Source organism: Altererythrobacter sp. (assembly GCF_050299635.1).
GTDB lineage: Bacteria > Pseudomonadota > Alphaproteobacteria > Sphingomonadales > Sphingomonadaceae > Erythrobacter.
Genome location: NZ_JBNKWF010000016.1, coordinates 60,953 through 81,253 on the forward strand (window position 1 = coordinate 60,953; position 20,301 = coordinate 81,253).

A 20,301-nucleotide genomic window follows, 5' to 3' on the forward strand; every position below is an offset into this window, starting at 1 on the left:
CCTCACGCCGCCAACGGTGCTGCCGTCGCCGGCGCTACTTGCTTTCCCGGCAGAACGGCCTCGCGTAGCAGGTAGAGCCGTCCGGCATCGACCTTGACCGGAATGGTTGGCGTACAACCCACATCGTCGCCCAGCGCTTCGCCGCTCTTCAGCGAAATACGCCAATTGTGCAGCGGACAAGAGACGCTGTCGCCATGCATGATGCCCTGGCTGAGCGGCCCTTGCTTGTGCGGGCACTTGTTGACCAAGGCGTAGAACTCGCCGCGCATGGTGTGAAACACGGCGATTTCCTCGCCGCCGACAACCGGCAGTGTGCGCGCGGTGCCGGGTTCGATCTGGGTCGTCGGGCCGATATCGAGCCAGGTTCCGATAGGTTCGGACATCATGCATTCTCCAATTGCAGGGGGCGCACCTCGGCGAGGTGACTGTGCAGCGATTTATGCGCGCCGGCAGCGCGACCAGCCCAGGGATCGACCTGCCAATATTTCTGCGACAGGCGGAAGCGCGCGGCGAGGTTCCCGATCGCTTCGGGATCGTCGAACAATTGCGCCTTGATCCAGTCGAGCCCCTTGCGCTCAAGCCAGGGGGCGGTGCGTTCGAGGTAATGCGCATCTTCGCGGTAGAGCTGAATGAAAGCGATGCAGATCTCCATCGCCTCTTCCTCGGTCTCGACCTTGCACAAGAGGTCGGTGGCGCGGACATGGATGCCGCCATTTCCGCCGACATGCAGCTCGTATCCGCTATCGACGCAGACCACGCCGAAGTCCTTGATCGTCGCTTCGGCGCAATTGCGCGGGCAGCCGCTGACCGCCATCTTGAACTTGTGCGGCATGTAGCTGCCCCAGGTCAGCTGCTCGAGCTTGACCCCCAGCCCGGTCGAATCCTGCGTGCCGAAGCGACACCATTCGGAACCGACGCAGGTTTTCACCGTCCGCAGCGCCTTGCCGTAAGCATGGCCCGAGACCATCCCTGCCGCGTTGAGATCGGCCCAGACTGCGGGCAGGTCTTCCTTCTTGATGCCGAAGATGTCGAGCCGCTGGCCGCCGGTCACCTTGACCATCGGCGCATCATATTTCTCGACCACATCGGCGATCGCGCGCAGTTCCTTGGGATTGGTGAGGCCGCCGAAGAATCGCGGCACGACCGAATAGGTGCCGTCCTTCTGGATATTGGCGTGCAGGCGCTCGTTGACGTAGCGGCTGCGCTCGTCATCCTCATACTCGCCCGGCCAGGCGCACAGCAGGTAGTAGTTGAGCGCGGGGCGGCATGAAGAACAGCCATCAGGCGTGGTCCAGTGCAGTTCCTGCATCACCTGCGGCATTTCCTTGAGCTCCTTCTCAAGGATCAGGCGGCGCACGTCGTCATGCGTGAAGCTGGTGCATTTGCAGAGCGTCTTGGGGCCGCTTTCGACCGCATCGTCGCCCAGCGTGATGGCAAGCAGGCTTTCAACCAGATTGGTGCAGCTGCCGCAGCTGGCAGACGCCTTGCAGCCCGAACGCACGGCGTCGAGGCTATGCGCCCCCCCACCGATGCAGGCGACGACCTGACCCTTGGAAACGCCGTTGCAACCACAGATTTCCGCATCGTCGGAAAGGGCAGCAACGGCCGCATTAGGGTCCGCCAGCGCACCCCCGGACGCGAAAGCCTGGCCGAAGATCAGCGCCTCCCGAATGTCGGAGACGTCCTCTTCCTTCTTGAGCAGGTCGAAATACCAGTTTCCGTCGGCGGTATCGCCATAGAGCACCGCACCGACCAGCTTGCCCTCGCGCACAATCACGCGTTTGTAGACGCCGCGCGAGGCGTCGCGCATGACGATATCCTCGCAATCCTCGCCGCCTGCGAAATCGCCAGCGGAAAAGAGATCGATCCCGCTGACCTTGAGCTTGGTCGATGTGACCGATCCTTCATATCCCGAAGGTTCGCCCACGGCATGGTCGGCAAGCGCGCGGCACATTTCCCACAGCGGGGCGACCAGGCCATAACATTGGCCGCGATGCTGCACGCACTCGCCCACCGCCATGATCGAAGGATCCGATGTAACCATGTGGTCGTCGACCATGATGCCGCGTTCGACATCGAGGCCAGCCGACTTGGCGAGCTGAGTGTTGGGCCGAATGCCCACCGCCATCACGACGATATCCGCCGGGATTTCGGTGCCGTCCTTGAGCCTTACGCCACTGACGTGTTTTCCGTCAGGGCCATCGGAATCGAGAATCGCTTCGGTATCGGCACCGGTCAGGATTGTCTGGCCGCGGCTTTCCAGTTCCTGCTTCAGCAGCCAGCCAGCCGCTTCGTCGAGCTGTCGCTCCATCAGCGTCGGCATCAGGTGCAGCACAGTCACCTGCATACCCCGCAAGCTGAGGCCGTGAGCTGCTTCAAGGCCGAGCAGACCGCCGCCGATCACCACCGCATTGCCGCCACGTTCGGCAGCAGCGAGCATCTTGTCGACATCGTCCAGGTCGCGGAACGTCACCACGCCGGGCAGATCGGAGCCGGGGACGGGAATGACGAACGGATCGGATCCGGTCGCGATCAGAAGCTTGTCGAAACTCTCGACCTTGCCCTCACGCGTAACCACCTGCCGTGCTTCGCGATCGATGTGCACCACCGGATCGCCGGAAATCAGCTTTATGCCGTGTTCCTCGTACCATTCGGCGCTGTTGATCACGATCTCGTCGAATGTCTTCTCGCCCGCCAACACGGGAGAAAGCATGATCCGGTTGTAATTGACGCGCGGCTCGGCGCCGAAGATCACAATGTCATAGCGCTCGGCATCGCGTTCGAGGATTTCCTCGACCGCGCGGCAACCGGCCATGCCATTGCCGACCACGACCAGTCTTTCGCGCGTCGCCGCTTGCGCCGTTTCGAAATTCGCAGGTGCGTTCATTCGTCCTGTTTCCCATTCGGACAACGCACACAAAAAAGCCGCCAAGTCGTGCCCCGGAGGGCTGACTGGCGGCACCTTTGCCACGTTGTGCTGTTTACGTCCCGGCTACCGAATTCGCCCCACAATGGGCGGGAAAGCCGTGAATTGCCCTCTATTTACCGATTCGAGTGCGATGCGGCAAGATTTTTTTGCACTGCAACACAACATGAGGCGGGTTTGTCACCAGCTCTTGTAGGGCAGGAACTTGCCGCTCATCACCACTTGCACGCGGTCGCCCTTCTCATGCGGGACGCGCTCGATCTCCATGTCGAAGTCGATGGCGCTCATGATGCCGTCGCCGAATTTCTCCTGCACCAATTCCTTGAACGCCTCGCCGAAGACACCAGTGATTTCATACCAGCGGTAGATGCAGGGATCGGTCGGGATCGTCTGGGGGAAGGTCTTGGTCGGGTATTCGGCCAGCACCACGGCCGCCTCCGCTGGCAAGCCGAGGAAATCGACCACTTTGCCCGCCGTTTCGGGCAGCAGCGAATTCATGCCCAGACAGGCGCTGGTGACGAAGACTTCGCTCAGTCCTGCAGCGGCGGCGATATCGGCCCATTTGACACCGTCCTCGCGCATCTTGGTGCGGATCATGGTGGTCACATCGGCTTTGGTCATCATGGCAGTGGCTCCTTTCGGGTCAGAGATCGGGGCGGGTGAAGATCGAGATGGCGAGCGCGAGCGTCAGCAAACCGGCAATGATGCGCCAGAACTCTGCGCTGCCGCGAGAGAGCAGGGGCAGGGGTTCAGGGGACGCCAAACCCGAGTTGGGATGCGCCAGATCATAGGTGAACTCGCTCAATTCCTCGTAACGGCGCGCGGGATCGGGATGCACCGCCTTGGCAATTGCCGCGTCCATCCATTCGGGCACATCGGGATTGAGCGTGGTGGCGGGAATGTAGCGCGGCATCCGCCCCTTCCCCTGTGTTGCAACCGAAGGCAGCTTCGACCCATAGGGCAAAGCGCCGGTCAGCAGCTGATAAGCGATAGTGCCAAGCGAATAGAGATCGCTCGCCGGACCCGCAGGCATTCCGCGATAGAGTTCGGGCGCGCTATATTGCAGCGTACCGGCATAGGCCGCCTCGCCTTCCGCAGGCGGAGCGATCTCGCGCACGCCCGCGACGGCAACCGAGCCGAAATCGATGATCTTCACCGTGCCGTCCTCGTCGATCAGCACGTTGTGTGGCCTGAGGTCACGGTGGACCATCTCGCGCCGATGCATGGCGAGAAGCCCGCTGGCGATCTGGCGCACGATGTCACGCACCTTGGCAAGATCGGGCTGCGGATGATCGGCGATCCATTCCACCAGCGACTGCCCTTCGACGAATTCGGTGGCGGTGAAGAGATGGCGGCGATGGCCGTGCACGGGCGCCGCGCGCAGCAGGTTCTGGTGCGAGAGCCGCTGCATCGCCCATTCTTCCAGTTGCAGCGCGGCAAGCTGGCGCGAATCCTGCGCATGTTCGGTCGAAGGCACCTTGAGCACCACGCGCGCTCCGTCGGCCTCATCGCGCGCGAGATAGACATGGCTGCGCGCGCTGGCGTGGAGCTGACGCAGCACCATGTAGCCTTCAAAGCTGTCGCCCGCCTTGAGCAGAGGAGCTGGCACAAGCTGCGCTCCTGAATCCAGCAGATCGTCCAGCTCGCCCTTGGGCAGGCTTTCGATCCGCACGAGCTGCGCGGTGAGATTGTCCGTGCTGCCTGCCGCCAGTGCAGCCTCGCACAGCGCCCTGGCCGCCTGATCGAGATCGCCGCATTCGCGCATGATCCGCAGCACAGCCGCAACAGGCAGCACTTCGTGAACGCCATCGCTGGTGAGCAGAAACATGTCCCCCACCTCGACGGGCACCCGGCAATGGTCGATCTCGACATGGCGGTTCATGCCCAGCGCGCGGGCGAGATAGCTTTCCCCTCCCCCAACCGAGATGCGATGGGCTTCGGTAAGCGGTTCGACTGCGCTGGCGGTGATGCGCGCCACGCGGCTGTCCCCGACATGGAAGATATGCGCGCTGCGCGATTTCAGCACCAATGCGGATAGAGTGCAGATCAGCCCCGCTTCGCGCGTCTCGTCGCTGACCCTGCCCGACGCTGCATTCTGCGCATGCATCCAGCCATTGGTTGCGGCGATGACCCGCTCGGCCGAAGTCTGCACCGACCAGGCAGGCGAGGTGCAATAATAGTCGGTCAGGAAGCTCTTGACCGCGGTTTCTGCCGCGGCGGCGCCCAACCTGCTGGTGCTGATGCCGTCTGCCAGCGCAACCGCGATACCCTTGGCCGCGAGGTCTGAACCGTCAGGCTGAAGACTGCCGTGAAAATCCTGGTTTTCCGCCTTGGTCCCGGCGGTGGAATATTGCCCGAGGGTAACGGACAGAAGCCTGGCGGAAGAGGCGCCCGCGCCATGCGCGACCGCCTCCCCCTCGCCAAAGCTTGTTGCGGCCTTATGCGGCAACCTTGAGATCCGCAGGCTTGCGGCTCTTCGACGTCTTGTAGTGCGTCGAATAGAGCATCAGCCCCGTGAACAGCAGGCCACCGAACAGGTTGCCAAGTACAGTCGGAATCTCGTTCCAGAGGAAATAATCGCCGACGGTGAACTCACCACCCATCATCAGTGCGGTCGGGAACAGGAACATGTTCACGATCGAGTGTTCAAATACCATGTAGAAGAACAGCATGATCGGCATCCACATGGCCAGAACCTTGCCGGTGACGCTGGTCGAAACCTGCGCACCCACGACCCCGGTCGAAACCATCCAGTTGCAGAGCATGCCGCGCACGAAGATCGTCATCCAGCCCGCTGCGCCATATTGCTCGTAGCCCAGCGTACGCGCCACGCCGACACCGGCCAGTTTCGCCCCAACCGGGCTTGGATCGGTCTGGAAGCCATAGGTGAAGTAGATTGCCATCATCACCGCAGTGGTCAGCGCCCCGGCAAAGTTGCCGATGAACACGAGCCCCCAGTTTCGCAACACGCCGTTCCATGTGCAGCCGGGCCGTTTGTCCCACACTGCCAGCGGGCAGAGCATGAAAACACCGGTCAAAAGGTCATAGCCGAGCAGGTATAGGATACAGAACCCGACCGGGAACAGGACCGCGCCCGCCAGTGGCTGGCCGGTCTGGACGTTGATCGTGACCGCGAATGCAGCCGCCAGTGCCAGCGTTGCGCCCGCCATATAGGCCCGGATCAACGTGTCCTTGGTCGACATGAAGATCTTGGACTCGCCTGCATCGACGAGCTTCGTCACAAATTCGCTTGGAGCAAGATAGGACATGTGAAACCCCCTTTCGTCAGAAGCTGTATTCGGCCTGGAGCCAGAATTTCTCGGTATCGACGCCGAATGTGTCGGCGTCGTAGTTCGCGTATTTCGCCAGCAGGCCGATCGAGCCGAGCTTGAAGCCGAGCACGGCATCCCACTCTTCGCCGTAGTCGAAGCCGCCAACGTCGCTTTTGAACTTGTGGTAGGTCACGCCGGCCTTGAGGCCCGGCAGCGCCTTGAGCTTGAAGCTCTTGCCGGCGGACACGTAATAGTCGCGCAACCCACTGGTGGGCGTGGTCAGGAAAGTGTCGGCCCAGCCGTTGAAGGCGTGCAGGGTCGCTAGTGGCGTCTGGAAGGCGGCGACACCTCCATCACTACCGAGTTCCTCGAAACCAGCTTTCAGCGAAAACCCGGCGATCGAGCCCCCCAGTTCGGCATTCATATAGACGGCGCTGTAGGTTGTCGGATTGCTCCGGTAGCTCGATTGGTGGGCGTAACTCAAAAGAAAGTCGACCTTGCCAGCTCCCAGCGGGACCGATCCGTTGGCAAGCAGACCGTAGGTCTGGCTCGAGAAGGCGATCCGCGTGTCGTAATCGATCAGATAGGCGAATGCCTTGAAGTTGACGGGGCCGCTCTTTGCGCCACCGTTGAGCAGCATGATGTCGCCATCGAAATGCTCGTTGGGGCTGTCTACGCCGAAGATCGTGCGCTGGCTGTTAGAATAGGTCGCATCGAGCGATATCGGCCCGATCTTGGCCTGCCCTCGTACCGCATCGAAAGTCTGCTCGTTCTGGCGCCAGCCGACATTGCCGACGAACCGCGCATTGTCGAGGATGATCCGCTGGCGGCCGACCGTTACGCCATAGCCGCCCTTCTTGTAGCCGATTGCAACACGGTTGAGCTCGACATTGTCAGGATCGGCCACGACCGAATATGGCTCCACCCCATTGCCGGGGATCGTGTCGTTGTAGTGAGTGCCGATAGCCAGCGTGCCTTCGCCTTCGGCCATGACGAAAAAGCCATCGGCCTTCAGTTCCAGCCCGGCCCGCAGACGCGCGGTGACAGCATTGGCGTCACCCGCTGCATTGTCCTGATCCACGCCTTCGTAGCGAAGGCGGAAGTTCATCATCGGATCGAGCGTGACACCTTCGCTGATCTCGACCGGATCACCCGTTTTCGCAAATGCCGGCGTGGCAAGGGCAACCGTCGATGCAGCAGCAAGCAGATAGATAGTATGGCGCATGAATACCTCCCTGGCGGGCTGAGCGCCCGCTTCGTTTGAAAGACTGGAGGCGAGCGCCGTTGCCCGCTGGATTGAACCGGCCGCACGCTTGCGGCCGGGAGAACTGATTGACCGTGGTACGACGCCTTTGCCGCCCCGGTTCCTCTCCCAAATGGTCAGGCAGCCTTGGCCGCCGGACCGTGATCGTATTCCGCCAGGAAGTGCAGCACCTCCTGCCGGTATTGATAGAATTTCGGATGATCGAGCAGCGCCTTGCGGTCGCGCGGGCGCGGCAGATCGACCTCCAGGATCTTGCCGATGGTGGCCTGCGGGCCATTGGTCATCATCACCACGCGGTCAGCCAGCAGGATGGCTTCATCGACATCGTGCGTGACCATGATCGCGGTGACCTTGGTGCGGTTCCACACCTCGGTCAGCACGTCCTGCAGATCCCACCGTGTCAGGCTGTCGAGCATACCAAAGGGCTCGTCGAGCAGCAGCAGCTTGGGCGATAGCGCGAAGGCCCGCGCAATGCCGACACGCTGGCGCATGCCATTCGACATTTCGGCTGCCATCTTGTCCTTGGCATCGCCAAGCCCGACCCGGTCGAGGTAGTAATCCACGATGTCGCGCCGCTCGCCCTTGCCAGCGTGGGGATAGACGCGCTCGACACCGAGCGAGACGTTCTCGCGCGCAGTCAGCCAGGGCATCAGGCTCGGAGCCTGGAACACCACGGCCTTGTCCGGCCCGGCAATGTCGATTTCGCGGTTGTCGAGCACGATGCCGCCCCCGCTGATTTCGTTGAGCCCGGCAGCCATGGTCAGCACGGTCGATTTGCCGCAGCCCGAATGTCCGATCAGCGAAACGAACTCGCCGCGTTGCATGATGAGGTTGAAATCCTCCACCACTTTCAGCGGCCCCTTGGGCGTTGGATAGACCTTGTCGAGCTTGAAGAACTCCAGATAGCGGTCCTTCACCGCGCTGCGCGCAGCATCGCGATAGGCCTTGGGCAGCCGGTCCTTCTTCTCGGGCGCGAGATCGAGCGGCGTGATCGCCGGCAGGTCGACCTCGCTGTCGCCGACCGATCCGACCTCGTCGTTCAGCACGCCGAGATAGGAAACGATCTGTTTGCGCAGGGACTGGAAATGCGCATCGTCATTCACTGCCTCGCGATCGCGCGGGCGGGCCACGTCCACCTCAAAGACCTGGCCGATTGTGGCCGCCGGAGCGGGCGTGAGGACTGCCACGCGGTCCGCCAGCAGCAGCGCCTCGTCCACATCATTGGTAACCAGGATGATCGTGCGCTTTTCCTCCTTGCGGATACGCTCGATCTCGTCCTGCAGCTTGGCGCGGGTGAGCGCATCAAGCGCGGAGAGCGGCTCGTCCAGCAGCAGGATCTCGGGCTCCATCGCCAAGGCACGGGCCACGGCCACACGTTGCCGCATCCCTCCCGAAAGCTGCGCCGGCTTGCGGTCCATTGCATGGCCAAGCCCAACCAGCTCGATCTTCTGGCGCACAAGTGCGGCACGCTCGGACTTGCTGCGATCCTTGTGGACCGCATCCACCGCCAGGGCGACGTTCTGCTGCACGGTAAGCCAAGGGAACAGCGAATAGGACTGGAACACCAACCCCCGGTCCTTGTCGGGACCGTTTATTGGCTCCCCGCGCAGCAGAATTTCGCCCGCATCCGGTTCAACCAGACCGGCGATAGTTGAAATCAAGGTCGTCTTGCCTGCGCCGGAAAAGCCCAGGATGGCGATGAACTCGCCTTCACGAACATCCAGCCCGATGCCGTCGAGCACGTGGGTGGTGTCACCCGTCTTGCCCGTGTAGGATTTGCTGACGCCGCGCAGGGACAGGATCGGTTGGTCGCTCATGCCCATGTTCCTCACAAGGTGTGGTTCTTGGATGCCAGCGACTGCAGCGCCATCATCATGCGGTCGAGCAGGAAGCCGATCAGGCCGATCACGATCACTGCGAACATGATGCGGGCGAGCGATTGGCTGGAGCCGTTCTGGAACTCGTCCCACACGAATTTGCCCAACCCAGGATTCTGCGCCAGCATTTCCGCCGCGATCAGAACCATCCAGCCCACGCCCAGCGACAGACGCATACCGGTGAAGATGTAGGGCAGGCTGGCCGGAAGGACGAGCCTTGTCAGCTTGGCGAAGAAACCCAGCTTGAGCACGCGTCCGACATTGAGCAGGTCCTTGTCGATGCTGCTTGTTCCCACCGCCGTGTTGATGAGCGTCGGCCAGAGCGAGCACAGCATCACCACCAGCGCTGAGATCACGAAGGCCTTGGGCAACATCGGATCGGCGCTGGTGATCATGGCGGAGATCACCATGGTAACGATCGGCAGCCAGGCCAGCGGGCTGACAGGCTTCATGATCTGCACCAGCGGATTGATCGCAGCGTTGAAAGCTGGCGAGAGCCCGGCCAACAGGCCGATCGGCACCGCCACGAGTGTCGCCAGGATAAAGCCCAGCGCCACCGTCTTCAGCGAGGTGAAGATCTGGTCGAGGAAAGTCGGCGGGCCGGCATATTCGAAGTCCCGCACCGCTGCCGGATTACCGGCTGCAATGGCGGCTTCATTGCGGGCATCCTGTTCGACATAGAACTGGTCCTCCGCCTCTTCCGCGGCAACCCATTCATCAAACAGCGCAATGCCCTGTTCCGCCACCTCTGCCGGTCCGGGCAAAGCCCCCAGCGAAGTATCGACCTGAGGAGCGAGGACCGCCCACAGCCCGATGAACGCCAGGATTCCCAGAAGCGGAGCGAGCATACCCTTCGCTACATTGCGCAGCTTCTCCACGATTACTGGCGGTGCGCTTGCGGCTCCACTTGAGCCTTTGCCGGGAGTTGCCGTGTCCGGCTTGGCGACATCTCCAGCCGGTGGTGCACCGGCTGGAGTGGTTGCCTGCTCGTCCGTCAATTCGGGTTCTGCAAAGAGGGTGGCCATTGGCGAGATTCCTTGTTTTTTCCGGGCGGGGATCAGCTTCCGCTGACCCCTGCTGCGGTCACTTTCTGGCCCTGCTTGAGGCCGATCGGGAACTTGGCGAGATAGGCGTTGGGCGCCTTGCCATCGTAAGTGATGCCGTCGATGAACTCGGACTGCGGGGCGCGGAAACCGTCCGTCTCAGGCACGCTCTCCGCCGGGATCACGCCATCTTCGACCAGCTTCTTGGCCGCAGCGAGATAGAGGTCGGGGCGATAGACGGCCTTGGCGGTGTCGAAGTACCAGTCGTCGCTCTTGTCCTCGGCGATCTGGCCCCAGCGGCGCATCTGCGAGAGATACCAGATGGCGTCGGAGTAGTAGGGATAGCCCGCAAACTTGTCGAAGAAGATATTGAAGCCTTTCGCTTCGCGCGTATCGCCCGGCTCGAAGGTAAACTTGCCGGTCATGGACGCGGCGATCACTTCCTCATCGGCGCCGACATAGTTGGGCTGGCTGAGGATCTTCACCGCTTCGGCACGGTTGGCGCCATTGTCGGCATCGAGCCATTGCTGCGCCTTGATCATGGCGCGCAGGACGGCAGCTGTCGTGGCCGGGTATTTCTCCGCGAAATCCTTGCGCAGGCCGAAGACTTTCTCAGGATTGTCGTGCCAGATCTCGTCATCGGTGATGACCGGAACGCCGATCTTCTTGAATACGGCGGCCTGGTTCCAGGGTTCACCGACGCAATAGCCCTCGATCGTGCCAGCCTCCAGCGTTGCGGGCATCTGCGGCGGAGGCGTGACGGAAAGCTTCACTTCCGCGTCGACAGTGCCGCCGACATCACCCGCGGTGTAGTAGCCGGGGTTCAGCCCACCCGCGGCGAGCCAGTAACGCAGCTCGTAATTATGCGTGCTGACCGGGAAGACCATGCCCATGTTGAACGGTTTGCCCTGCTCGGCGAAGCTGGCGACGACCGGCTTCAGCGCGTCGGCGGAAATCGGATGCTTGATCTTGCCGTCCGGGCCCTTGGGCAGGTCACCCTTGATCTGGTTCCACACCTTGTTCGACAGGGTGATCGCGTTACCGTTGAGGTCCATGCTGAGCGGAGCGATCAGGTCTGCCTTGGTACCATAACCGATGGTCGCGGCGAGCGGCTGGCCGGCGAGCATATGTGCCCCGTCGAGCTGGCCGCCGATCACGCCGTCGAGCAGAACCTTCCAGTTCGCCTGCGGCTCGAGCGTGACGTTGAGGCCTTCTTCCGCGAAGAAGCCCTTCTCCTTGGCAATCGCGAGCGGGGCCATATCGGTCAGCTTGATGAAGCCGAACTTCAGGCTGGGCTTTTCGACCTGACCATCGAGAACGGCAGCCGCAACCGTCTCACCGCCTTCATCGGGACTGCTGCCGCAACCTGCGAGGGCAAGCCCCGCCAGCATCGCTGCCACAACTCCGCGCCGGTCGAATTGAATCCCCACAAACTTTTTCATTCGCGTCCGTTCCTTGCTCAAAAGACAAAACAAAAAAGCCGCCTCGATTCGACTCCGGAAGAGCCAGATCGGGCGGCGACGTTGCCACTTGGTTTTCAGTTTTGTTCGAGGCGGCGGTGATCACCCTGCGTCGGGCGGACCCCCTCAATCGCTTTACTGTGTAACTGATTCGACAGGCTTACGTAAAGGGACTTTTTGCACTGCACAAAAAAATCCGTGTCACGGCAAGCTTGCAAGATACTCCTGCGCACGCTCCGGATCGAAGCTACGGCCATCAAAAAAAGTGTTTGCGGCCAATGTGATATTGCCCTGCTGCGTCGTCACCTGGAGAGGGTTGGCAACACTTCCTTCGACCTTTGAATTAGCCCCAGGTAATGGGTCATCGGTCCCTTTTAGTGCAGTGCGGTATACATCCGGACGGAACACACGGGCCGCCCGTGTTGCTTCTTCGACACTATAATCCATCCCCTCCCAGCGGACCATTTGGGTGTAGAGCCATTCGGCCTGGCTTACCCAAGGGAAGTTCGCGGCTTCGCTGTGCTGGAACATGAAATCGGCATAATGGACGGGCGCTGCACCTTGCGTCAGCACCAGCCGGTCGGAAATGGCTCCAAGGATCAGCCTGGCATCCTGATCGACATATTCCGGCCTAGCCAGGATAGCCGCATTCTCTTCCCAATTGGCGGGATCGATGAAGTGTGCCCCGGCCTTGCGCATGGCGCGAATCAGCGCTTCGACGGCGGGTCGCCGATCCTCCATCACCGGCTCGCGCATGGCCATGACCTTTTCCACGCCGCGCAGCCAGATCTGCGCCGTGGCAAGGACAATGTTGCCAACGCCGCGATCCACCGCCACGCTGTTCCATGGCTCGCCCACGCAAGCCCCGTCGATCTCGCCGGACTTCAGTGCGTCGCATACGAAGGGCGGAGCGACCGTGACGATATCCACATCGCGATCGGGCGCAATGCCGCAACCGGCCAGCCAATAGCGCAGCTTGTAGTTGTGGCTCGAATAGCGGTGCACCACGCCGAAACGCAGCCGCCGCCCCTCTCCCGCCAGCCTTGCTACCTCTTGCTTGAGAGCAGTCCCCAGTATGACCGGGTCGCCCAACTCTCCCGGCGTCAGCAAGCGCGCGGCCAGCTTGGAACGGAAAGAGATTGCGTTGCCGTTTAGCCCAAGAGCGAAGGGCGCGCTGAGCGGCTGTGCGGGCCGTCCGCGTCCCAAAGTCGTCGCAATGGCGAGCGGCGCCACCAAATGGGCTGCATCGGTATGGCCATAGAGCAGCCGGTCGAGCACCGTGGCCCAACTGACATCGCGCACGAAACGGAGCGAGAGCCCCTCTTCCTCGGCGAAGCCATGCTCATGCGCGAGAATCGGCAAGCAGGCATCGACAAGCGGAAGGAAGCCGATGGTCAGTTCTTCGCTCATTTCCCCTCCCCCAGAAGATCGTGTGCCGTGACGAGCGCTTCGGCAATGTCCGCAATTCGGCGGTTGGATGACATCGCCTTGCGCCGCAATTCGGCATAGGCCTCGGGCTCGCTCACACCCTTGCTGTCCATCAGGATGCGCTTGGCCCTGTCAATTGAATGTCGTTCCGCCAGCTTGCCCTGCGCCTCGGCAAGATCGGCCTGGAGGCGCGAGAAGGCATTGAAGCGCTTGATTGCCAGATCGAGCAATGGGCGAATACGGTTCGCGGCGAGGCCGTCGACCACATAGGCCGACACGCCGGCATCGATCGAAGCGGCAATCGTGTCATCATCCGCTTCGTCGACGAACATGGCGATCGGTCGTGAAAGCGCGCGGCTGACGGCAAAATATTCCTCCAGCACGTCACGCGACGGGTTGCCGAGATCCATCAGCACGATGTCGGGATCGATCTCCGCCATGCGGGCGAGCAGACCCTCACGCTGGGTCAGCACGAAGATTTCGCTGTCTTCAAGCGGCAAAAGCCCGTCCTCGATAATCGAGGCGCGGCTGGCGCTTTCATCGACGATGGCGATCTTCATGCGCGCCTATTGCACCGCAGCATGACCTGGGCGCAAGCCATCAATTTCTTTCGCGGTGCCAAGAAGCGCGACGCCACGGCCGAGCCGGAACAACAACTCCTCAAGCGAAGGAGAGGCTAGGCCTGGCTCGCCCGCCGCTGGACATGATAGTGGCCGATGTCATCCTCGGTCGGGATGTCATAGGTGCGCACATAATCGCCCAGTCGTTCGCCCACCTCGCCCGCGCTCAGCCCGAACTGCTCGAGGCTGTAGTGATGCGGATGACGTTTGAGTGCCTTGGCGCGCTCAAGGTAATCCTCCATCGCCGGGACGGCAGGTTTGATATCGAGGCCGAGAAAACGATAGATGCGCTCCATCGTGCCGCGCCAGTCGCGCTCCATGTCGTCATACTGCACGTCGATCATGCGATCGCGTGGAATGGAGTCGCGGGCATTTCGCATACGTTCGATCAGCAGCTCCGTCTTGCGCAGCCATTCGCGCCCCACCCGCTTCGGGCAAACTTCGTCCGAATAGAGGATCGTCTGGTTCCAGGCGAGCGAGGCCGCGCTGCCGACCACCGCCTGCGGATCGCGATGGGTGAAGATCAGCCGCGCGTCGGGGAATACCTTGAGCAAGGCGGGCAGGTCCATCATGTGTTGCGGCGTCTTGAGAATCCATGGACGGATCGAAGAGACTTGCTGCGACCAGCCGACCAACCGCAACAGATCGGCGAGATAGCTATAGGCGGGTGTGGCGTCCTGCTCCTCGCACCAGCGGCCATAGCCTGGCACCTGCCACTGCGCCTCATGCTTCATGCCCCACATGCTGGCGACCAGAAGGCCCAATTCCTCCTCCGGCTCATAAGGCCCGGTAGGGTGGATGGAGAGCGTGCGCGGATTGGCCAGCCGCGCAACCCGCATGATCCGCCGTGCCAGCACCGGGCGAAAGTCACGCTGTTCGCCCGCCAATACTTGCTCGAATCCGGGCCGAGGCACCGGGCTGATCGTTTCGAAGCTCCGCATGTGCGAGAAGCGCCGGTCGCTGGCGAGCAGTCGGTGGAGCCGCGTGGTGCCCGATCGCATCGGCCCGACGATCACAACCGGGCGAGCGATGGCGCGTTCCAGAATCTCCGGGTGCCGCTTGAACCACATCTGCGCCAGAAGCCGGTCGCGCAGCACATGGCGGAATTGAACAAAGGCGGTTAGCTCGCCCGCAGCATTGAGCCGCGCTTCGCTCTTGAGCGCATCGAGCAGTACATCCATTGGTGCTTCGAACCAGCGATCGCCAAAATCGTCGAGCCCGGCTTCGCGGCTTGCGCTTTCGAGCATAGAGTCGCGGTCTAGGTAGGGCGGGCGCATTGCCCCGATCAGGCGGCCACTGGCAATGGTGCGGTTGAGCAGGGAGATAAAGGGCGTGCGTTGCGGGGGTTGTGCTGCTGCCTGCGTCAATCTGCGCCCCCAAACCCTTCAATAAACGCGGTTTCCCGCAACCCGCCTCGACCCCTAACCGCTCAGGCATGGGATGCAAGGGCCCGGCGAATATTCATCAGCAGGAGTCTGGCATTTACCGCGCGCAGCGGGCATAGGCGCGTCCCATGCACGATATTCGCTTCATCCGTGAGAATCCGGAGGCTTTCGACGCGGCATTGGCCAAGCGCGGAGCGGAACCGGCCGCAGCCCATCTGATCGAAGCCGACGAGGTCCGTCGGGCTTCGGCGACTCAGCTTCAGGAGGCACAGAACCGCCGCAATGAAGCCTCCAAGGCGATCGGCCAGGCGATGGGCAAAGGCGACACGGAAACCGCCGAGGCGCTCAAGGCCGAGGTCGCCGAGCTGAAGGAAACCTTGCCCGCGCTGGAGGAAACGGCACGCGCGGCAGACAAGCAGCTCAGTGACCTGCTCGCCATCCTACCCAACATGCCGGCGCATGACGTTCCAGTGGGCGAGGACGAAAGTGACAATGTCGAAGTTTCGCAATGGGGCACGAAACGCGAGTTTGCTTTCGAGCCCAAAGAGCACGCCGATATCGGCCCCGCGCTGGGGATGGATTTCGAGACGGGCGCGAATATCTCGGGCGCGCGCTTCACTTTCCTGCGTGGCGGCATGGCGCGTCTGCACCGCGCAATCGGGCAATTCATGCTCGACCGCAATACGCAGGATTACGGCTACAGCGAATGCAATCCGCCGGTGCTGGTGCGCGACGTGGCCATGTATGGCACCGACAAGCTGCCCAAATTCGCCGAGGATAGCTTCCGTACAACCGACGATCGCTGGCTGATACCGACTTCCGAGGTCAGCCTGACCAGCTCGGTCATGGGCCAAATACTCGAGGATGCCGCGCTGCCGATGCGCATGACCGCGCTGACGCTGTGTTTCCGCAGCGAAGCCGGCGCGGCGGGCAAGGATACGCGCGGTTTCATTCGCCAGCACCAGTTCGAAAAGTGCGAGCTGGTCAGCGTCACCCGCCCGGAAGACAGCGAAGCCGAACACGAGCGGATGACTGAAGCGGCGGAGGCGATTCTGCGCGCGCTTGAGCTTCCCTATCGCAAGGTTCTGCTATGCACCGGCGACATGGGCTTCGGAGCGCGCAAGACATACGATCTCGAGGTATGGTTGCCAGGCCAGGGCGCCTATCGCGAGATCAGTTCGTGCTCCAACACCGGCGATTTCCAGGCGCGGCGGATGAATGCGCGCTATCGACCGGAAGGCGAAAAGAAGACCGCCTTCGTCCACACGCTCAACGGGTCCGGCCTCGCGGTCGGGCGCACGCTGGTGGCGGTGCTTGAGAATTACCAGCAGGAAGACGGCAGCGTAGCAATTCCCGAAGTTCTGCAGCCCTATATGGGCGGACTGACCAGGCTGGAGCCGTAGAGCCGATGCGTATCCTCGTTACCAATGACGATGGCATCCATGCCCCCGGGCTGGAAGTGCTGGAGGAGATCGCGCACCAGCTGAGCGACGATGTGTGGGTAGCGGCTCCATCCGAAAACCAGACCGGAGCGGGCCATTCGCTAACGCTGTCCATGCCGGTGCGGCTGCGCAAGCATGGCGAACGGCGCTTCTCGATCACCGGCACGCCCACCGATGCCATCTCGATCGGGCTCAAGATGGTGATGGACGGCGAACCCGACCTGATCCTTTCCGGCGTAAATGCAGGTGCCAATCTGGGTGACGATATCACCTATTCGGGCACCGTCTCTGCCGCCATGGAAGGCGCTCTGGCGGGCATCCGTTCGATCGCGCTGAGCCAGGTCATGACGCAGGAGCGCCCGCCATCGGGCGACCGTTTCTCAGCCGCGCGCCATTGGGGACCGCGCGTGATCGACCCGCTGCTGAACACGCCGTTCGAGCCGCGCACACTGGTGAGCGTGAACTTCCCTGCGCTCGATGCCGGGCAAGTGCGCGGGATTCGCGCGGTACGGCAGGGATTTCACGATTACTCGCGCGGCTCCATCGTCGAAGGCCGCGATCCGCGCGGGCAACGCTATTACTGGTTCGGGCTCGATGCGATCGAAACCACGCCCGACCACGGCACTGATCTGGAAGCGATCGCGGAAGGCTGCGTATCGGTCACACCGCTCCAGCTCGACCTTACGCATCACGCCACGCTTGACACTCTTGCCGATTGCTTCGGGCAATGACACACAGGTGCCTGTGACCGAGCAAGGCCAAGCCAAGTCCAGCACCAGACCGGCGCCGCGCTATCGCGGGCCGAAGTTTCAGCCGTTGCGGCGTGCCGTAAGGGTCCCGGTATGGGGGGATCTCAGCATCAGGCTGGGCCTGGCGCTGGCGCTGATCTTTCTGGTGGTGCTGATCCATTATTGGGACCGCGACGGGCTGGTCGACAATCTCGATGGCCAGGTCAGCTTTCTCGACGTGGTCTATTTCACCATGATCTCGATCACCACCACTGGCTTCGGTGACATTGCGCCGGTCAGCGACCGTGCTCGGCTGGTCGAAGCGGTCATCGTCACGCCGGTCCGTTTCGCCGTGCTCTTCATATTCGTCGGCACAGCCTATAACTTTCTGATCAAGCGTAGCTGGGAGAAGTTCCGCATGTCCCGCATCCAGGAGAAGCTGTCCAATCACATCGTGGTGCTGGGCTATGGCGTGTCCGGTTCCGAAAGCGTCGTTGAACTGATCGAGCGCGGCACCGATCCGCAGAACATTGTGGTCGTCGACCCAAGTGAGGAGAGGTTGTCGCAGGCAGAGCAAATCGGCTGCAATGTGATGGCCGCAGATGCAACGCGCGATCAGACGCTGGAAGCTGTGCGCATACGTCAGGCCCAAAACGTGCTTGTTTCGGCAGGACGCGACGACACGTCCATTCTGATCGTGCTGACGGTGCGCCACCTGGCGCCCAGCGTACCCATCAGCGTTGTCGTGCGTGCCAGCGACAACGAATTGCTAGCGCGGCAGGCAGGCGCCGACAATGTCATCAATCCGGTGCGCTTCACCGGTTTGTTGCTGGCAGGCAGCGCGCGGGGCAAGCATATCGCCGACTATCTGGCAGACCTGGCATCGGTGACTGGCCGCGTCCAACTGGTCGAGCGCATGGTAACCGAGGCAGAGTGCGGCTGTTCGATCGAAGAGCTAAGTACAGGCGGACGCGGGCTTCGCCTCTATCGCGACAGTCAGATGTTCGGGTTCTGGGAGCCTGAATGCCAGTCGCTGAAACCCGGCGATATCGTGGTCGAAATCATTCCGACGGCCAATGGCAACGGTATTGACTGATCAGGGCAAGTACGCGTGAACCATCCCCATCGCGATGTAGAATAGCAGCCAGTAGCCGGCATCGATGAAGAACAGCGCCTTGCTCTTCTGGCTGAAGAGGTAATTCGTCCCGATCGCTGGCACAATGAAGCCCAATGCCGCGCCAAATGCAGTCATGACTTTCGCGACCACGCTCAGCTCGGCGCCGTAGCTGGCATAGCTCGCGAATGTATGCGCCAGCGTCCAGCTCGCAATCAATGAGAAGGCGAAAGCCCCACCATAGATCACTCCCATATTGCCCGATTTGATCTGGTCTTCGGACAGGCCAACCGCGCCCATCCACTTTTTGCCCATGATCGGGCCATACCAGATTCCGCCAACCACAAAGCCCGCTGCGGCGGCAAGAACAATGGCCAACCAATTGACATCAAACATGGTTATCTCTCCCGGATCTCAATCCTGCCGAGAAAAGTAGCGCATTCGGGCGCCACGGTGTAGAGCGCCGCGCAATTATGAACACTACCACCACCCTCCCCGACCAGAAGAAGGTCGGAATGGTTTCCCTCGGCTGCCCCAAGGCGCTGGTCGATTCCGAGCGTATTCTCACGCGCTTGCGCGCCGATGGCTATGCCATGAGCCCCGACTATGCTGGCGCCGACGTAGTGCTGGTCAACACCTGCGGTTTCCTCGATTCGGCCAAGGAAGAAAGCCTGGCCGCGATCGGCGAAGCGATTGCCGAAAACGGCCGCGTGATTGTGACCGGATGCATGGGCGAAGAGGCGGACGCGATCCGCAAGGCGCATCCGCAAGTCCTCGCGGTGACCGGCGCGCATCAATATGAGCAAGTGGTCGAGGCTGTGCACGAAGCCGCGCCGCCTTCGCAAGGCCCATTCGTAGACCTGGTTCCTCAACCCGACATCAAGCTGACTCCGCGCCACTACAGCTATCTGAAGATCAGCGAAGGCTGCAATCACTCATGCGCCTTCTGCATTATCCCGCATTTGCGCGGAAAGCTCGCAAGCCGCCGGGTCGATGCGGTGCTGCGCGAAGCGGAAAAGCTGGTCGCGGCGGGCACGAAGGAACTGCTCGTCATCAGCCAGGACACATCGGCCTATGGCGTCGATATCCGGCATGAGGAGCGCGATTGGAAGGGCCATCCCGTCCGCGCGCATATGACCGACCTCGCGCGCGAACTGGGCCAGTTACGCACCCCGCAAGGCGAAGTGCCGTGGGTTCGGCTGCACTATGTCTATCCCTATCCGCATGTCGATGCGGTCATCCCGCTGATGGCCGAGGGGCTGCTGACGCCCTATCTCGACATTCCGTTCCAGCACGCCAGCCCGTCCGTGCTTCGCGCGATGAAGCGACCGGCGAACGAAGCCAAGGTGCTCGAACGGCTCAAGAGCTGGCGGGCGATCTGCCCAGACATCGCGATCCGTTCCAGCTTCGTGGTCGGCTTTCCCGGCGAGACCGAGGAGGATTTCCGCTACCTGCTCGACTGGCTGGAAGAAGCGCAGCTCGACCGCGTCGGAGCCTTCCGCTTCGAACCCGTCGAAGGCGCGGCGGCCAATGCCCTGCCCGATCCGGTTCCCGAGGAAGTGAAGGAAGAGCGCTACGCACGGATCATGGAAGTGACCGAACGGATCAGCGCTGCCAAGTTGCAAGGCAAGATCGGCAAGACCATCCCCGTCATCATCGACGAAGTTGGCGAGCCCGACGAAGATGGCGACATCGGCGCCACTGGCCGCAGTCAGGCCGACGCGCCGGAAATCGACGGGCAG

The 20,301-nt window shown here is 61.9% G+C and carries 17 protein-coding genes; 4 read left to right on the forward strand and 13 right to left on the reverse strand.

Going from position 1 to position 20,301, the window contains the following annotated elements:
* Positions 1-2 precede the first annotated feature (2 nt).
* The 12 genes from nirD to ACQY6C_RS09980 all read right to left on the reverse strand — a co-directional run bounded on the left by nirD (position 3) and on the right by ACQY6C_RS09980 (position 15,257).
* Positions 3-386 carry a nitrite reductase small subunit NirD gene (gene nirD, locus ACQY6C_RS09925; protein ID WP_427968296.1) on the reverse strand — a complete coding sequence of 128 codons (384 nt, stop codon included), beginning with the start codon at positions 384-386 and terminating at the stop codon, positions 3-5.
* Entirely contained in the window at positions 383-2,887 is a 2,505-nt protein-coding gene (gene nirB, locus ACQY6C_RS09930) for a nitrite reductase large subunit NirB (RefSeq protein WP_427968297.1), read from the reverse strand. Before nirB ends, nirD begins: the two co-directional genes overlap by 4 nt.
* A gap of 219 nt (positions 2,888-3,106) precedes the next feature.
* The gene (gene cynS / locus ACQY6C_RS09935) at positions 3,107-3,550 is read right to left on the reverse strand and encodes a cyanase (protein WP_427968299.1); all 444 of its coding nucleotides are present in this window, start codon (positions 3,548-3,550) and stop codon (positions 3,107-3,109) included.
* 19 nt (positions 3,551-3,569) lie between these two features.
* Positions 3,570-5,375 (reverse strand): protein kinase domain-containing protein, encoded by a 1,806-nt coding sequence (locus tag ACQY6C_RS09940; protein ID WP_427968300.1) that lies wholly within the window; start codon positions 5,373-5,375, stop codon positions 3,570-3,572.
* A complete protein-coding gene (locus ACQY6C_RS09945) occupies positions 5,365-6,195 on the reverse strand; it encodes a formate/nitrite transporter family protein (RefSeq protein WP_427968302.1) in 831 nt (276 codons plus the stop codon). Before ACQY6C_RS09945 ends, ACQY6C_RS09940 begins: the two co-directional genes overlap by 11 nt.
* Positions 6,196-6,211: 16 nt before the next feature.
* On the reverse strand, positions 6,212-7,423 hold the full coding sequence (locus ACQY6C_RS09950; RefSeq protein ID WP_427968304.1) for an alginate export family protein: 1,212 nt from the start codon (positions 7,421-7,423) through the stop codon (positions 6,212-6,214).
* A gap of 155 nt (positions 7,424-7,578) precedes the next feature.
* Positions 7,579-9,279 carry an ABC transporter ATP-binding protein gene (locus ACQY6C_RS09955; RefSeq protein ID WP_427968305.1) on the reverse strand — a complete coding sequence of 567 codons (1,701 nt, stop codon included), beginning with the start codon at positions 9,277-9,279 and terminating at the stop codon, positions 7,579-7,581.
* 11 nt (positions 9,280-9,290) lie between these two features.
* Complete coding sequence (locus ACQY6C_RS09960; protein ID WP_427968307.1) at positions 9,291-10,364, reverse strand: ABC transporter permease; 1,074 nt, start codon at positions 10,362-10,364, stop codon at positions 9,291-9,293.
* A 32-nt stretch (positions 10,365-10,396) separates the two neighbouring features.
* The gene (locus ACQY6C_RS09965) at positions 10,397-11,824 is read right to left on the reverse strand and encodes a CmpA/NrtA family ABC transporter substrate-binding protein (protein ID WP_427968309.1); all 1,428 of its coding nucleotides are present in this window, start codon (positions 11,822-11,824) and stop codon (positions 10,397-10,399) included.
* Between the two features lie 219 nt (positions 11,825-12,043).
* Complete coding sequence (locus ACQY6C_RS09970; RefSeq protein ID WP_427968311.1) at positions 12,044-13,252, reverse strand: CmpA/NrtA family ABC transporter substrate-binding protein; 1,209 nt, start codon at positions 13,250-13,252, stop codon at positions 12,044-12,046.
* On the reverse strand, positions 13,249-13,830 hold the full coding sequence (locus ACQY6C_RS09975) for an ANTAR domain-containing response regulator (protein WP_427968313.1): 582 nt from the start codon (positions 13,828-13,830) through the stop codon (positions 13,249-13,251). Before ACQY6C_RS09975 ends, ACQY6C_RS09970 begins: the two co-directional genes overlap by 4 nt.
* A gap of 116 nt (positions 13,831-13,946) precedes the next feature.
* The gene (locus tag ACQY6C_RS09980) at positions 13,947-15,257 is read right to left on the reverse strand and encodes a sulfotransferase family protein (RefSeq protein ID WP_427968315.1); all 1,311 of its coding nucleotides are present in this window, start codon (positions 15,255-15,257) and stop codon (positions 13,947-13,949) included.
* 146 nt (positions 15,258-15,403) lie between these two features.
* Between ACQY6C_RS09980 and serS the strand changes: the two genes are divergently transcribed.
* The 3 genes from serS to ACQY6C_RS09995 are packed head-to-tail and all read left to right on the forward strand — an operon-like array spanning position 15,404 to position 18,541.
* Positions 15,404-16,678, forward strand: coding sequence for a serine--tRNA ligase (gene serS / locus ACQY6C_RS09985; RefSeq protein WP_427968317.1), 1,275 nt, complete (start codon positions 15,404-15,406; stop codon positions 16,676-16,678).
* A gap of 5 nt (positions 16,679-16,683) precedes the next feature.
* Positions 16,684-17,448: a 5'/3'-nucleotidase SurE gene (surE, locus tag ACQY6C_RS09990; protein WP_427968319.1), complete on the forward strand. Its 765-nt coding sequence runs from the start codon at positions 16,684-16,686 to the stop codon at positions 17,446-17,448.
* Positions 17,449-17,461: 13 nt separating this feature from the next.
* Positions 17,462-18,541, forward strand: coding sequence for a potassium channel family protein (locus tag ACQY6C_RS09995; protein WP_427968321.1), 1,080 nt, complete (start codon positions 17,462-17,464; stop codon positions 18,539-18,541).
* Here the strand turns inward: ACQY6C_RS09995 and ACQY6C_RS10000 are convergent, their stop codons facing one another.
* Complete coding sequence (locus tag ACQY6C_RS10000) at positions 18,542-18,955, reverse strand: DUF1761 domain-containing protein (protein ID WP_427968323.1); 414 nt, start codon at positions 18,953-18,955, stop codon at positions 18,542-18,544. It lies immediately after the preceding gene.
* A gap of 77 nt (positions 18,956-19,032) precedes the next feature.
* Here ACQY6C_RS10000 and rimO point away from each other — a divergent pair.
* Positions 19,033-20,301: 30S ribosomal protein S12 methylthiotransferase RimO (gene rimO / locus ACQY6C_RS10005; protein ID WP_427968325.1), on the forward strand; the 1,269-nt coding region annotated here is incomplete at its 3' end.